The organism is Burkholderia sp. Cy-637, assembly GCF_011753175.1.
Lineage (GTDB): Bacteria > Pseudomonadota > Gammaproteobacteria > Burkholderiales > Burkholderiaceae > Burkholderia > Burkholderia gladioli.
In genome coordinates this window covers 1-14828 of sequence record NZ_VWWC01000173.1, presented here as the reverse complement: position 1 = coordinate 14828, position 14828 = coordinate 1, and the positions used below count along the sequence as shown (strand labels likewise).

General features: G+C 68.9%; 11 protein-coding genes. 7 read left to right on the top strand and 4 right to left on the bottom strand.

All coding sequences use genetic code 11. The annotated features are described in order from the left end of the window. The 4 genes from F3J10_RS29690 to F3J10_RS29675 all read left to right on the top strand — a co-directional run. Window positions 1-253, top strand: a 253-nt coding sequence (locus F3J10_RS29690) for an SPOR domain-containing protein (RefSeq protein WP_205200539.1), incomplete at its 5' end; no start/stop codon positions are given. A 6-nt stretch (window positions 254-259) separates the two neighbouring features. Beyond that, complete coding sequence (locus F3J10_RS29685; protein WP_167233761.1) at window positions 260-754, top strand: CvpA family protein; 495 nt, start codon at window positions 260-262, stop codon at window positions 752-754. Window positions 755-800: 46 nt separating this feature from the next. Then, window positions 801-2333: an amidophosphoribosyltransferase gene (gene purF / locus F3J10_RS29680; RefSeq protein ID WP_025098889.1), complete on the top strand. Its 1533-nt coding sequence runs from the start codon at window positions 801-803 to the stop codon at window positions 2331-2333. Window positions 2334-2580: 247 nt separating this feature from the next. Continuing rightward, window positions 2581-3771, top strand: coding sequence for an O-succinylhomoserine sulfhydrylase (locus F3J10_RS29675; protein ID WP_166915815.1), 1191 nt, complete (start codon window positions 2581-2583; stop codon window positions 3769-3771). A gap of 79 nt (window positions 3772-3850) precedes the next feature. Here F3J10_RS29675 and F3J10_RS29670 read toward each other — a convergent pair whose 3' ends face one another. Genes F3J10_RS29670 through F3J10_RS29660 form a run of 3 tightly spaced genes read right to left on the bottom strand, consistent with a single transcriptional unit; the run spans window position 3851 to window position 6933 of the window. After that, window positions 3851-4810 carry an NAD-dependent epimerase/dehydratase family protein gene (locus F3J10_RS29670; protein WP_167243601.1) on the bottom strand — a complete coding sequence of 320 codons (960 nt, stop codon included), beginning with the start codon at window positions 4808-4810 and terminating at the stop codon, window positions 3851-3853. Beyond that, a complete protein-coding gene (gene gmd / locus F3J10_RS29665) occupies window positions 4797-5840 on the bottom strand; it encodes a GDP-mannose 4,6-dehydratase (RefSeq protein WP_167243600.1) in 1044 nt (347 codons plus the stop codon). The genes F3J10_RS29670 and gmd overlap by 14 nt, the downstream gene beginning before the upstream one ends. Window positions 5841-5871: 31 nt before the next feature. Beyond that, complete coding sequence (locus tag F3J10_RS29660; protein ID WP_167243599.1) at window positions 5872-6933, bottom strand: acyltransferase; 1062 nt, start codon at window positions 6931-6933, stop codon at window positions 5872-5874. A 641-nt stretch (window positions 6934-7574) separates the two neighbouring features. Here F3J10_RS29660 and F3J10_RS29655 point away from each other — a divergent pair. The 3 genes from F3J10_RS29655 (at window position 7575) to F3J10_RS29645 (ending at window position 13720) form a co-directional block, all read left to right on the top strand. Beyond that, a complete protein-coding gene (locus F3J10_RS29655) occupies window positions 7575-9722 on the top strand; it encodes a hypothetical protein (RefSeq protein ID WP_205200541.1) in 2148 nt (715 codons plus the stop codon). Window positions 9723-9830: 108 nt separating this feature from the next. Next, on the top strand, window positions 9831-11297 hold the full coding sequence (locus tag F3J10_RS29650; RefSeq protein WP_025098883.1) for an oligosaccharide flippase family protein: 1467 nt from the start codon (window positions 9831-9833) through the stop codon (window positions 11295-11297). Next, complete coding sequence (locus tag F3J10_RS29645) at window positions 11294-13720, top strand: glycosyltransferase family 4 protein (RefSeq protein ID WP_166915812.1); 2427 nt, start codon at window positions 11294-11296, stop codon at window positions 13718-13720. Before F3J10_RS29650 ends, F3J10_RS29645 begins: the two co-directional genes overlap by 4 nt. 66 nt (window positions 13721-13786) lie before the next feature. Here the strand turns inward: F3J10_RS29645 and F3J10_RS29640 are convergent, their stop codons facing one another. Beyond that, window positions 13787-14650: a dienelactone hydrolase family protein gene (locus F3J10_RS29640; RefSeq protein ID WP_167243597.1), complete on the bottom strand. Its 864-nt coding sequence runs from the start codon at window positions 14648-14650 to the stop codon at window positions 13787-13789. Between the last annotated feature and the right edge of the window lie 178 nt (window positions 14651-14828).

The following is a 14828-nucleotide window of genomic DNA, read 5'->3' as shown; positions in this document are numbered from 1 at the left end:
CGAACCCAGCTGCGCCTCGCCGTCGCAGCCCGCCGGCGCGCGCTTCGCGGTGCAGCTGGGTTCGTTCCCGGACGAGGCCACCGCGCGCGGCTGGGCGGACAAGTTGAAAGCGGCGGGGGTGCCCGCATATGTCGAACATCGCAAGCAGGCCGACGGCAGCGCGACTACACTGCTGCGTGCGGGCCCGTTCGCCGACCGCGCGGCCGCCTCGGCGGCGATCGCGAAGGTGCGCGACGCGGGCCTGACCCAGTAAGCGCCGATGCTGACCGCGTTCGACTACGCCGTGCTGGCGGTGATCGGTCTGTCGGCCCTGCGCGGCGCGTGGCGCGGCTTCGTCTCCGAGATCTTCGGGCTGATCGGCTGGCTGGTGGCGTTTTTCGTGGCCTGCCGTTATGTCGGCGTCGTGCTGCCCTATATTCCGTCCACCTGGCCGGGCGGGGCGCTGACCCAGTGGGTGATCGCCTTCGGGGGGATCGTGATCGGCGTGGTGCTGGTCGCCGGCGTGGCCAATGCGCTGCTGTCGCGCCTGGCGCAGGCCACCGGCCTGGGCGGCGTGGATCGCTCGCTGGGGCTGCTGTTCGGGCTGCTGCGCGGCGTGCTGCTGGTCTTGCTGCTGGTGGCCGCGGCCGGGCTGACCGAACTGCCGAAACAGGATTTCTGGCGCAACGGGCTGTTGCGTCCCTTCGCCGAGCAGGGCGTGCGCGATCTGAAGCCGTTCCTGCCCGACGGGCTGGCTGCGTATATCCACATCTGATTGCGCAGCGGCCGAAACCGTTTTTGTATCCTTGAAGGACCATGCCATGTGCGGCATCGTAGGTTTTATCTCTCACTCCCCGGTCAACCAGCTCATCTATGACAGCCTGCTGCTGCTGCAGCATCGCGGCCAGGACGCAGCCGGCATCGTGACCGCGGACGGCAGCAATTTCCACATGTACAAGGCCAACGGCATGGTGCGCGACGTGTTTCGCACCCGCAACATGCGCAGCCTGCCGGGTACCGCGGGCATCGGCCAGGTGCGCTACCCGACGGCCGGCTCGGCCTCGAGCGAGGCCGAGGCGCAGCCGTTCTACGTCAACGCGCCGTTCGGCATCGTGCTCGCGCACAACGGCAACCTGACGAACATGGAACAGCTCAAGGACGAGATGTTCCGGATCGACCGCCGCCATATCAACACCAACTCCGACAGCGAAGTGCTGCTCAACGTGTTCGCGCACGAGCTGCAGCTCGCCACCACCGGCCTCGAGCTCGACCCGTCCGCGGTGTTCAAGGCCGTCTCGGGCGTGCATCGCCGCGCCCAGGGTTCGTACGCGATCGTCTCGCAGATCGCCGGCTACGGCATGGTCGCCTTCCGCGACCCGTTCGGCATCCGCCCGCTGTGCATCGGCAAGCAGGAAACCGAGCAGGGCGTCGAATGGATGCTGGCTTCCGAGTCGGTGGCGGTGGAAGGCATCGGCTTCGAGTTCGTGCGCGACGTGGCGCCCGGCGAGGCGATCTTCATCGGCCAGGACGGCAGCTTCCACAGCCAGCAGTGCGCCGAGAACCCGAGCCTGAACCCCTGCATGTTCGAGTGGGTCTATCTCGCGCGTCCCGATTCCTGCCTCGACGGCGTGCCGGTCTACAACGTGCGCCTGCGCATGGGCGACTACCTCGCCGAGAAGATCAAGCGCGAGCTGAAGGACGTCAAGATCGACGTGGTGATGCCGATTCCCGATTCCTCGCGCCCGGCCGCCATGCAGGTGGCCAACAAGCTCGGCGTGGAGTATCGCGAGGGCTTCTTCAAGAACCGCTACGTCGGCCGCACCTTCATCATGCCGGGCCAGGCGGTGCGCAAGAAGTCGGTGCGCCAGAAGCTCAATGCCATGAGCATCGAGTTCAAGGACAAGAACGTGCTGATCGTCGACGACTCCATCGTGCGCGGCACCACCTCGCACGAGATCGTCCAGATGGCGCGCGATGCCGGCGCGAAGACGGTGATCTTCGCCTCGGCCGCGCCGCCGGTGAAGTTCCCGAACGTCTACGGCATCGACATGCCGACGCGCAACGAGCTGGTCGCGCACGGCCGCTCGGACGAAGAGGTCGCCAAGATCATCGGCGCCGACTACCTGATCTACCAGGACGTCGACGACCTGCGCCGCGCGGTGCGCGACATCAACCCGGAGATCCACAACTTCGAGGCGTCCTGCTTCGACGGCAACTACATCACCGGCAACGTCAGCGCCGAGTACCTCGATTCGCTGGAGCGCGCGCGCCTGGCGCCCGCCTCGCAGCTCGACCGGGACCAGAACGGCGAGTCCTCGCGCTCGCAGATGAACCTGCAGCTGTCGGTCGAATGAGCGCCGGCGCGCATCGTTTCGCGCTCGCGTGTTACGATGCGCCTTGCGTCGATTTGATTCAGCTTGCGGACGCGGGGCAATCGCCCCGAAACAGCTAAAGCGAAGGCCGGCACCGCCGGCTGGAGTCCAGGCTGTGGTACCGCACTGAAGCCCGCTGATGCCGACGCGTCGCGGGCTTTTTCGTTGGCCTTTCGGCCTTCAGTGGCGCGCCCCTGACGCGGCGCGCAGGAACCCGGATAAACCAGACATGGACGACTCTCTCAGCCTCGAAACCCTCGCGGTGCGCGCGGGCACGCTGCGCAGCGAATACAACGAACATTCGGAAGCGCTGTTCCTGACCTCCAGCTTCTGCTTCACGAGCGCCCAGGACGCCGCCACGCGCTTCGCGAACTCCGAGGACAACTACACGTATTCGCGCTTCACTAACCCCACCGTGACGATGTTCCAGGATCGCCTGGCGGCGCTGGAAGGCGGCGAGGCCTGCATCGCGACGGCTTCGGGGATGGCGGCGATCATGTCGGTGGTGATGTCGGCGCTGCAGGCGGGCGACCACCTGGTCAGCTCGCGCAGCCTGTTCGGTTCGACGCTGGGCATGTTCTCGCAGATCTTCAGCAAGTTCGGCATCACGACCACCTTCGTCGATCCGACCGACCTGAACGCCTGGCGCGAGGCGGTGCGTCCCGAAACCAAGATGTTCTTCCTCGAGACGCCCTCGAACCCGCTCACCGAGCTGGCCGACATCGCCGCGATCGCGACCGTCGCCAAGGAGGCGAAGGCGCTGTTCGTGGTCGACAACTGTTTCTGCAGCCCGGCGCTGCAGCAGCCGCTCAAGCTCGGCGCCGACGTGGTGATGCACTCGGCCACCAAGTTCCTCGACGGCCAGGGCCGCGTGCTGGGCGGCGCGCTGGTGGGCTCGAAGGAATTCATCACGGGCAAGGTGTTCCCGTTCGTGCGCAGCGCCGGGCCGACGCTGTCGGCCTTCAACGCCTGGGTGCTGCTCAAGGGCATGGAAACGCTGTCGCTGCGCGTCGAGCGGCAATCGGCGAACGCGCTGGAGATCGCGCGCTGGCTGGAGCAGCATCCGGCCGTCAAGCGCGTGTTCTACCCCGGGCTGGCGTCGCATCCGCAGCATGAGATCGCCAAGCGCCAGCAGAAGGCGGGCGGGGCGGTGGTGTCGTTCGAGCTCAAGGGCGACACGCCCGAGGCGCAGCGCGCCAATGCCTGGCGCGTGATCGACCATACCCGCGTGGTGTCGATCACGGCCAATCTGGGCGATACGCGCACCACCATCACCCACCCGGCCACCACCACGCACTCGCGCATCACGCCCGAGGCGCGCGCGGCGGCGGGGATTTCCGAAGGCCTGATCCGGCTCGCGGTCGGGCTGGAGAGCGCCGAGGACCTGCGTCGCGACCTGGCGCGCGGGCTGGATAGCTGAGCGAACCGGGCGTGATCGAATCGAGCGGGGCCGGCGCGTAAGCCCGGCCCCGTTTCTCATGGTCTCGCCTGGCCGCGGGTCAGGCCGAGGCCGCGCCCTCGGCGGCGCGCGCCGCCTCCATCATCCAGCGCAGCGTTTCCTCCAGCGGCGTGACCGGCAGCTCGCCGATGCGCTCGCGCAGCTTCGCGCGCGAACCCTTCAGGATCTTCACCTCGTTGCCGCGCACGAAGCGCGGATCCACCGTCACGTCGATCACGTAGCCGGCGATGCGCGCCAGCATCGCCAGCACTTCCTTGAGCGAACAGGCGCGTTCCGAGCAGACATTGAAGGTCTCGCCGATCGGCGCGGCCTCGACCAGCCGCACATAGGCGGCGGCCACGTCGCGCACGTCGGAGAAATCGCGGCTGACGTCGAGATTGCCGAGCGAGATGCGCGGCGCATGGCTCGCGTAATGGGCCACCAGCTTGGGCAGCAGGAAGTTCTCGCGCTGGCCCACGCCGGTGTAGTTGAAGGGCCGCGCGATCACGATCGGCAGTCGTTCCGACCAAAGCCGCGCCGCGTATTCCATCGCCAGCTTGCTGACGGCGTAGTCGTTGGCGGGATCGGGCGGCACGCTCTCGTCGATCGATTCGACGCGCGCGTTGCCGTAGATGTTCGCGCTGCTCGCCAGCAGCACGCAGCGCGGCCTGGCGTCGAGCGTATCGAGCGCGGCCAGCAGGTTGCGCGTGCCGACCACGTTGACCAGGTAAAGATCGCTCGGGTCGTTGTCGGCCACGTGCGCCAGCGCGGCGAGATGGATCACCGCGTCGGGCCGCGCCTCGGCCACCGCCTCGCGCAGCGCGTCGGGATCGAGCAGGTCGGCCTGCAGCAGCCTCGCATGCGCCAGCGCGGGATCGGCCGGCGGTGCGGCTTCGGGCGAGACCGTGCCCCAGACCTCGTAGCCGGCCGCCTCCAGCGCCTCGGCCACGTAGCGGCCGGTGAAGCCGGCCAGGCCGGTGACGAGCGCGCGGCGGCGGCCGGCTGAATCAGAAGGTGTCATGGTGTTGGTTACGCGTGATGTCGGCCTCCACCATCATATGGCACAACTGCTCGAGCGTCGTCTGCGGCTGCCAGCCCAGCTTCTCCTTCGCCTTGTCGGCGCAGCCGATCAGCAGGTCCACCTCGGCCGGCCGGTAGAAGCGCGGATTGATCTGCACCAGCACCTTGCCGGTGGCGGCATCCAGCCCGCGTTCCTGCTCGTCCTTGCCGGTCCATTCGAGCTGGTAGCCGGCGGCGGCGAAGGCCATTCGCACGAAGTCGCGAACCGTCTCGGTGCGATTGGTGGCCAGCACGAAGGTATCGGGCTCGTCGGCCTGCAGCATGCGCCACATGCCTTCCACGTATTCCTGGGCGAAGCCCCAGTCGCGTTTCGCGTCGAGATTGCCGAGCTCGAGGCGGGGCGCCTTGCCGAGCTTGATCTTGGCGACCGTGTCGGTGATCTTGCGCGTGACGAATTCGCGGCCGCGCAGCGGCGATTCGTGGTTGAACAGGATGCCGCTGGAGCCGAACAGGCCATAGGACTCGCGGTAGTTGACCGTCATCCAGTGCGCGTAGAGCTTGGCCACGCCATAGGGGCTGCGCGGATAGAAGGGCGTCGACTCGACCTGCGGGATCGCCTGCACCTTGCCGAACATTTCCGAGGTCGAGGCCTGGTAGAAGCGCGTCTTCGGGCTGACGATGCGGATCGCCTCGAGCAGGTTCAGCGCGCCGATGCCGGTGACCTCGGCGGTGGTGATCGGCTGGTCGAAGGACACGCCGACGAAGCTCTGCGCGGCCAGGTTGTACAGCTCGTCCGGGCGCGTGCGTTCGAGCAGGCGCAGGCAGGAACCGAGATCGGTCAGGTCGTGCTCGACCAGGTTCAGGTTCGGGTGCTGCTCGACCCCGAGTTCGGCGATGCGCCAGAAGTTGGTGGAGCTGGTGCGCCGATAGGTGCCGGTCACGCGATAGCCCTTGTCGAGCAGCAGTTTCGTCAGATAGGCGCCGTCCTGGCCGGTAATACCCGTGACGATGGCGGTACGTGCTTGGCTCATGAATGTTTCCGGAATGAACGAGTGAAGGGAGTCAGGCGGTCGGGCGCGGCGTCGCGACGATCACCGGTCGCGCGGGGCCGCGCGTGAGCCGCCGTTCGAACGCGAACCAGGTGAAGCTGGCGTAGGCGAGCGTGATCGCCAGCGCGAGCACGGCCGTCAGGTAGCGGTTCAGGTGCCAGGGCCAGAGCGCATAGAGCACGCTGAGGTGGACCAGGTAGACCGTGTAGCTGATGGTGCCCACATAGACCAGCACCGGATGTGTCAGCACGCGCTGCACCAGGCCGCGGCCGCGCAGCGCGATCACCACGATCGAGGTGCACAGCAGCAGCGAGATGCTGTAGAGCGCGGCATTCGAGAGCGGCGTATTGGCGGCGCGAAAACGCGGGTTGGACAGATGCAGCCAGGCCAGCAGCGCCAGCGCGATGCAGGCGCCGGCCACCGCCAGGCCGGTATAGGGCTCGAGCGCGCGGCGGTCGCGGCGCAGCAGCACGGCCAGCAGCGCGCCGGCCGCCAGCAGGTCCATGCGGAACGGCGTGAGGTAGTAGATCGGCCAGAACGAATCGAACCAGGGCGTGGCGATCGCGCGCAGCAGCGGCGCCGCGACCACCAGGGCGGCGGCCACCCAGGCCAGCGCCCGCTCGGGACACAGCAGCACCACGAAGGGCCAGAAGATGTAGAACTGCTCCTCCACGGCCAGCGACCACAGCACGTTGAGGCTCTCGTGGCCGATGCTGCCGAGCGACAAGCCGATATTGGTCGAGAAGAACGCGTACCAGGGCCAGTGCGCGAGCCAGCCGGCGCCGAACAACAGGGTGGAGACCACCAGCAGCAGCGCGTAGGGCGGCAGGATGCGGCGCGCGCGGCGCACGTAGAAATGGCGGAACAGCGGCAGCCCGCGCGCCTTGCGGTCGAGCAGGATGCCGGTGATCAGCAGGCCGCTCAGCACGAAGAACAGGTCCACGCCCATCCAGAGCGGCGCCTTGAGCGCATGCTGCAGGAACACGGCCATCACGGCGATGGCGCGCAGGCCGTCGAGCTGGACGATACGGCCGGAATGGGGCGAGGGCGCGGAAGCGGGAGTGTCGATCGTCATCGTGTCCGGAAGGGCGAGCCCGACGGCGCCCGCGCCGGCCTCTCCATGTGCCGCGTGCCGCGGCCGGAGCGCCGAAACGCGCAAGCTTTCCGTCGGTAAAAGTTTGCGGGTCGATTCGAGCCGAATTCTAGGGAAAAGAAATCGGCAAAAAATCCAGCGAGCCATTACGGATGGCTGAACGATTTTTTCGTGGAATGGATCCCTGCATCATCCGGCACTGCTGAATAAAACAGCGGCGCGCCTCCCGAACCCCCGGGTACAGCGGGCCGCGTGCCCGGTACATGTTACGACGCGATGCACGAATGCTCGGTCGATCTTGCCGCGCCGCATCGAACTCGACTCGTAAATACCGAATCCCGCCGCGACCAATGAGAGATTGAAACATTTACGGCGCCGCGGAAATTATTCGGATTTTCTTGTGATTATTTTCGCTTGTAACCTGCGTCGCACCGTACCTGCGGGCAGGCCTGACGCGGTGCCGCATCGAGGTGCATGGCGGTGCTCGGCAGGTGCCGCGCCGGGCATTTCACCTGATTCGCGCCACCACCTCCCCGCGGGCACGGAAGCGCCGTTCATCATCGCCCGCCAGCCCATTCCGGAGAGCCGCATTGCGACGTCCGCTACTGATCGTCCTCGCCGTCCTGATTTCCTTCGTCTGCCTGCCCGGCCGCGCGCCGGCCGAAACCGTGCTCGATGCCACCACCTCGTGGATCGGCAATACCCATGGTTACGGCGACGGCAGCTGGACGCAGATCGATATCCGCGCGATCGCCGTGACGCCGCAAGGCAAGGTCTATACGAACGCGCCCTGGGACGAGAGCGGCGCCGAGGCCAGCGTCTACGAGGACGGCAAGATGCTCGGCTTCGCGGGCGGCACGCATGGCTGGGGCAATGCCGGCGGCAGCGCGATCGCCGTCAACGATCGCTATGCCTATGTGGCGATCGGCGTGGGCAACGAGAAGGGGCGGCTGGTGAGCCCCGGCATCTGGCCGGAGAAGGGGCGCCAGTGGTGGGGCATCTCGCGCCGCGCGATCGGCGACATGCGCCAGCCCGCGCCGTTCCGCGCGGCCACCGCGGGCGACTCGCGCGCGAAGATGGCGGCCAGTTTCCTGAAGGTCAACGACGTGCCGACCGGCACGCGCGACGAGGTGGGCGGCCTGGCGGCCTCGATGAAGCGGCTCTACGCCACCGATCCGAATCACGACAGCGTGGATGTCTACGACGCCGAGACGATGGACAAGCTGTCCTCGTTCAGCGCGCCCGAGCCGGGCCGCATCGCGCTGGCAGCCGACGGCACGCTGTGGCTGCTCTCCAAGACGCTGACGGGCCCGGCGAAGCTGCTGCACGTGCGCGCCGACGGCCGCCCGATCGACGACGCGCCGGCCCTGCCGGCCGACAGCGAGGCGGTGGACGTGGCCGTCGACGCGAAATCGCGCGTGCTGGTGGCCGACAACGGCCCGCGCCAGCAGATCCTGATCTACGCGAAGCAGGGCGACAAATACGTGCCGGCCACGCCGCTGGGCGAGCGCGGCGGAATCTTCTCCGGCGTGGCGGGCCGTCCCGGCCCGGGCCGCTTCAACGGCCTGACCGGCGTCGGCGCCGATCGCGACGGCAACATCTATGTGTCGATGAACGGCATCGGCCCCAAGCAGGGAACCATCGGCGCCGGGCTCGGCGCCACGCTGGCCAGCTACGACGGCGGCGGCAAGCTGCGCTGGCAGGTCGACGGCCTGCTGTTCGTCGACGGCGCGAGCATCGATCCGGCGCGCCCGAACAGCGTCTATACCGGCAACAAGCGCTTCGAGCTCGATTTCTCGAAGCCCGCCGGGCACGAATGGAAATACGCGGGTTTCCTGTCGAACCGCTTCAAGTACCCCGACGATCCGGTCTTCAACACCGACCAGTGGCCGGGCCTGCCGACCGCGCGACGCCTGGACGGTCACACCTTCCTGTACCTGACCGACATGTACGCCGATCACCTGAAGATCTACCGCTTCGACGCGAAGCGCGACGGCGAGACGGCGATTCCCTCGGGCTTGTTCGCGGGCCGCGCGCGCGGCGTCGACAAGATCCCGAACCGGCCGCCGGGCGGCGACTGGATCTGGCGCGACCTGAACGGCAACGGCCATTTCGAGGACGGCGAATTCACGCTGAACACCAGCGGCAAAGCCAAGCCCGGCGGCTGGGGCTGGTGGGTCGATACCAACGGCGACATCTGGCGCGCCAGCGACAAGCGCGGCATCTTCCGCTTCCGCTACGGCGGCCTCGACAAGGTCGGCAACCCGATCTACTCCTACGACAAGCTCAGCGCCTACCCGGTGCCCGAGCCCTTCACCGAGCTGCGCCGCGCGATCTACGACCCGGCCGGCGACACGCTCTACGTGACCGGCTACACCGCCGATGCCGCACCCAAGCCCGGCATCAACAAGGAGGTGGGGCGCGTGCTGGTGCGCTACGACAAGTGGTCGAGCGGCACGCCGGTCAAGCGCTACCAGGTCGAGCTGCCCTGGGCGCCCGACGCCAAGCCGATCCTGAACCTGATCGGCCTGACCGTGGAAGGCCGCTACCTGTTCGGCGTCGAGCCGGTCGGCATCGTGCACGTCTACGACAAGGACAACGGCCGCGAGCTCGGCGTGATCAAGCCGGGGCCGGAAGTGGGGCGCGCCTCGGGCTGGGTCGACGTGCCGTTCGGGATCAGCGCGCATCGCCGCGACAACGGCGAGTACCTGGTCTTCGTGGAGGAAGACGCGCGCGGCAAGGTGATGATGTATCGGTGGACGCCGCGATGAGGGAGGAACACGAGGCAATGATGGCGATCGAGCAAGTCGAGCAAGTCGAGCAAGTCGAGCAAGTCGAGCAAGTCGAGCAAGTCGGGCGGGACCTGCCGGGGCGACGGCATGGATAAGCGCATGCTGAGGAACGTCGCGGTGAACTTCGTCGGGCTGATCCTGCCGACCTTCGTGTCGCTGGTGACGGTGCCGGCCTACATCCACACGCTCGGCGTCGATCGCTACGGCGTGGTGAGCCTGGTGTGGACGCTGATCGGCTATTTCGGGATCCTCGACCTGGGCATGAGCATGGCCGCCCAGAACCAGATCTCCAAGGCGCTCGCCAGCGGCGACCCCGAGCAATGCGAGCGGGTGTTCTGGAGCGCCTGCTGGCTCAATCTCGGCACCGGCATCGTGGGCGGCCTGCTGATCTATTTCGGCGCCTTCATCTACACGGCCTACTTCACCAAGGTGTCGCCGGCGCTGCAGCACGAGGTCTACCAGGCGCTGCCGTGGCTGGCCTGCGCGATCCCGATCGCCAACGTGTCCTGGGTGTTCTCGGGCGCGATCAACGGCGCCGAGCGCTTCGGCATCTACAACGCCAACCAGACCTTCGGCACCTTCCTGTTCCAGTTGCTGCCGCTCGGCGCGGCCTGGCTGATCGCGCCGAACCTGCAGTCGGTGCTGGCCGCCGCGGTGCTGGCGCGCCTCGTGGCGGCGCTGCTGCTGGGCCGCGCCAGCCTGCGCGTGCTGAACATCCGGCGCGTGGCGCCGCCGCGCTGGCAGACCGCGAAGGAACTGTTCACCTTCGGCGGCTGGATGCTGATCGCCAGCACCGCCAGCATGGTGGCCGATTCGCTCGACCGGGTGCTGCTCGGCGCCCATCTCGGCGCGCGCTACGTGACCTACTACACGGTGCCGCAGAACCTCGTCACGCGCCTGAACATGCTGCCCAACGCGGTGGTGCGCACGCTGTTCCCGCGCCTGTCGGCGATCGATCGCGACCATGCCGACAAGCTGGTGCGCCAGTCGCTGGAATTCCTCAACGGCGTGTTCACGCCGATCATGATCGTGGCGATCTTCGCGCTGCAGCCCTTCCTCGACCTGTGGGTGGGCCCCGAGCTGGCGCTGCAGTCCGCGCCGGTGGGCCGGGTGCTGGTGATCGGCATCTGGCTGGTCGGCCAGGCCAGCGTGGTGCGGATCCTGATCCAGTCGCAGGTCAATCCGGCGCGCGCCGGGCTGGCCGGCGTGATCCAGCTGCCGTTCTTCGTGGCGGCGCTGTGGTTCGGCGTCGCGCACTTTGGCCTGATCGGCGCGGCGGTGGTGGTGGCCGCGCGCGCGCTGGTCGACTACGGCGTGCTGCTGATGCTGTCCTCGGTGCGGCGCCGCCCGATCCTGCTCGACATGGCGGCCCACCTGGCCTTCCTGCTCGCCAGCCTGGCGCTGGCCTGGACCGGCCCGACGCTGCTGGAAGCCATCGCGCTCTGCGCACTCGTGGCCGCGCTGAACATGGCGTGGTCGCTCTTGACGACGCCCGGCCTGCGCGCGCTCGCGCGCGGTGCGATCGGGCGACTGATTCCCGGGAAAAGCGTATGAAAGGCGAACTCGTAGAACGCTCGGCGGCTTCCTTCGCGCGCCAGCTCCAACCGGCCGCGGCCGCCGCCGGCCGGCAATTCGGCAAGCCCGCGGGCCGGCCGCTGCGCGTGGCCATCATCCACGACTGGCTGGTCACCTATGCCGGCGCCGAGCGCGTGCTGGAGCAGATCATCGCCTGCTTCCCCGACGCGGACCTGTTCAGCCTGGTCGACTTCCTCGACGACCGCGGCTTCCTGCACGGCCGGCCGGTCACCACCTCCTTCATCCAGAAGCTGCCGTTCGCGCGCACCAAGTACCGCAGCTACCTGCCGCTGATGCCGCTGGCGATCGAGCAGCTCGATGTATCCGCCTACGACCTGGTGATCTCCAGCAGCCACGCGGTGGCCAAGGGCGTGCTGACCGGGCCGGACCAGATCCACGTCAGCTACGTGCATTCGCCGATCCGCTATGCCTGGGACCTGCAGCACCAGTACCTGGAGCAGTCGCAGCTCACGCGCGGGCCGAAGTCGATGATGGCGCGGCTGATCCTGCACTACATCCGCAACTGGGACATCCGCACCTCGAACTCGGTCGACGGCTTCATCGCCAATTCGGCCTTCATCGCGCGGCGCATCCGCAAGGTCTACCAGCGCGACGCGGCGGTGGTGTTCCCGCCGGTCGACGTCGACGGCTTCGCGCTGTCGACCGACAAGGAGGACTTCTACGTGACGGCCTCGCGGATGGTGCCGTACAAGAAGATCGACCTGATCGCCGAGGCCTTCTCGCGCATGCCGGGGCGCCGCCTGGTGGTGATCGGCGACGGCCCCGACATGGCCAAGGTGCGCGCCAAGGCCGGCCCGAACGTCGAGGTGCTGGGCTACCAGCCGTTCTCGGTGCTGCAGGACCACATGCGGCGCGCCAAGGCCTTCGTGTTCGCGGCCGAGGAGGATTTCGGCATCTCGGTGGTCGAGGCGCAGGCCTGCGGCACGCCGGTGATCGCCTACGGCAAGGGCGGCGCGCTCGAGACGGTGCGCGACGGCGCCGTCGACGCCACGCCCACCGGCCTGTTCTTCGAGGAGCAGAGCGTGCCGGCGATCGTGGCCGCGGTGGATGCCTTCGAGGCCGATCCCGCGCGGTTCCGGCCCGAGGTCTGCCGCGCCAATGCCGAACGTTTCGCGACCCAGCATTTCCGGCGCCGCCTGGTCGAGCAGATCGAGAGCCTGCTGCCGGACGCCCAGGCCCGCGCGCGGGCCGGCGCCCGCGAGGCGGGCACCGCGGCGGCCAGCCAGGTGCGCGCGCTGGTGCTGGACCAGAGCGGCGTGCTCGGCGGCGCCGAGCTGTCCCTGCTCGAATTCGTCACGCACTGGCGCGGCAGCGCCAGCGTGCTGCTGTTCGACGACGGCCCGTTCCAGGCCGCGCTGGCCGAGGCCGGCGTCGAGGTCGAGGTGCTGAAGTCGCGCGGGCTCGACGGCGTGCGCAAGCAGGGCGGCGCCTCGCTGCGCGCGGTGGGCGGCCTGCTCTCGCTGGTGCGCGAGGTGGTGCGCCGCGCGCGCGAGGTCGACGTGATCTATGCCAATACGCAGCGCGCCATGGTGGTCGGCGCGCTGGCCGGGCGCATCGCGCGCAAGCCGGTGGTCTGGCACCTGCGCGACATCGTCAGCCGCGAGCATTTCGGCGCCAAGCAGTTGTTCGCGATCCGCCGCTGCGCGCGCCTCGGGCTCACGCGCGTGATCGCCAATTCGAATGCCTCCGCGCAGGCCTACCTGGCCCTCACGGGCGGCGAGCAGGAATCGGTCGACGTGGTGTTCAACGGCATCGACGCGGCGCCCTTCGTGGCGCTCGACGCGCTGCCGCAGGCGGTCCTGCGCGCGCGGCTGGGCTTGCCGGAACGGGCCTGGATCGTCGGCTCGTTCAGCCGCCTGGCGCGCTGGAAGGGGCAGCACCTGCTGCTCGACGCGGCGATGCGCGATCCGGACCTGCACGTGGTGCTGGTCGGCGCGCCGTTGTTCGGCGAGGACGAATACGCGGCCGAACTGCAGGACCTGGTGGCGCAGCGCGGGCTGGGCGAGCGTGTCACCTTCGCCGGCTTCCAGCGCGATATCGCCAGCTGGATGAAGGCGGTCGACGTGGTCGCGCATACCTCGATCACGCCCGAGCCGTTCGGGCGCGTGATCGTCGAGGGGATGCTGGCGCGGCGCCCGGTGGTGGCCGCGCGGGCCGGCGGCGTGATCGAGATCATCGACGACGGCGTCAACGGCCTGCTTTGCGAGCCCGGCGATGCGCCGTCGTTGTCCGCGGCGCTCGGCTCGCTGCGCCACGATCGCGCGCGGCGCGAGGCGCTGGTGGCCAACGGCTTCGAGACGGCGGTGCGCCGCTTCGGCACCGCCGGCTACGTGGAGGCGGTGGAGCGGATCCTGGTCGAGGTCGCGCGCAAGAAGCGCTGAGCCCAGCGCGCGAGCCTGGCGCCTGGCGTGCCCGCCTGCCCGGCGCCGGCCGCCGGATTCAGGGATTCAGGGCGCCAGCAGGCGCGCCGTCAGGAAGGCCATCACGCGCTGCTGCGCGTCGGCGCGCGCTTCCGGGTCGGTGCCCTCGATCGGCACCACGCCGTCGCGGGTGCGGAAGGCCGGCACCTCGTGCACCGGCATGTCCGGCCAGTCGAAGTCGTGATAGGCGTTCGGGTAGGCCTGCAGGCTGACCTCGGTGCCCTCGGCGAGCGAATTCATCAGCGCCTGGCAGGGCGCCAGCGGCGTCCACACGTCCCGCGCGCCGATCAGCGCCAGCAGCGGCACCGGGCTGGCCCAGCTGCCGCCTTGCCGCCTGGTGTTGCAACTGGCCGGATAGAAGGCCACGGCCGCGCGGAAATCGCCGTCGGGCAGGCTCGCGGGCCGCGCCGGGCTGGTGGCGCGGATCGTGTTGAGCAGGGTGCCGCCGCCTTGCGACCAGCCCATCACGCCGACCCGGTCGGCGCGCACCTCGGGCAGCGCCTGCAGGTAGCGCAGCGCCGCGTAGGCGTCATAGGCCCGCGCGCGGTAGATCGCGGCCACGAAATGCGCAGGCGCGCACATCTCGCCGTGATCGCGCGAACCCAGGCTGTCCACCATCAGCACCGTGATGCCGGCGTCGTTCAGGCGCCGCGCCCATTCGCGCTCGCGCGATTCGATCCGTCCCGCGCGGTTGTAGAGGCCGCCGCAGCCGTGCAGGAACACCATCGCCGGGTGGCGGCCCTCGCCGGGCGCGGGAAACAGGTAGGCGCTCAGCGAGGTCGCCGGCGGACCGTCCAGCGACGGGAAGTGCACGGTCTGTGGTTGGGCCTGGGCGGCCGTGGCCGCGCAACAGAGCAGCCAGGCCAGGCAGCGCGCCATGGGCAATCGCATCGGGTGTCTCCTCGCTGGATCGGAATCCTTCCAGGGGACAACGCCGGGCAGGTGCGAGCGGTTGACTCGCGCCGGCGCGTGCCGGACGGATCGCGCCGGCTGCAACTGGCGGCGGGCCGCCCGCGATGCGCGCCGAGCCGGGGCGTGCCTTGCCGTGCCGGGCGCGCATCGCCGCGCG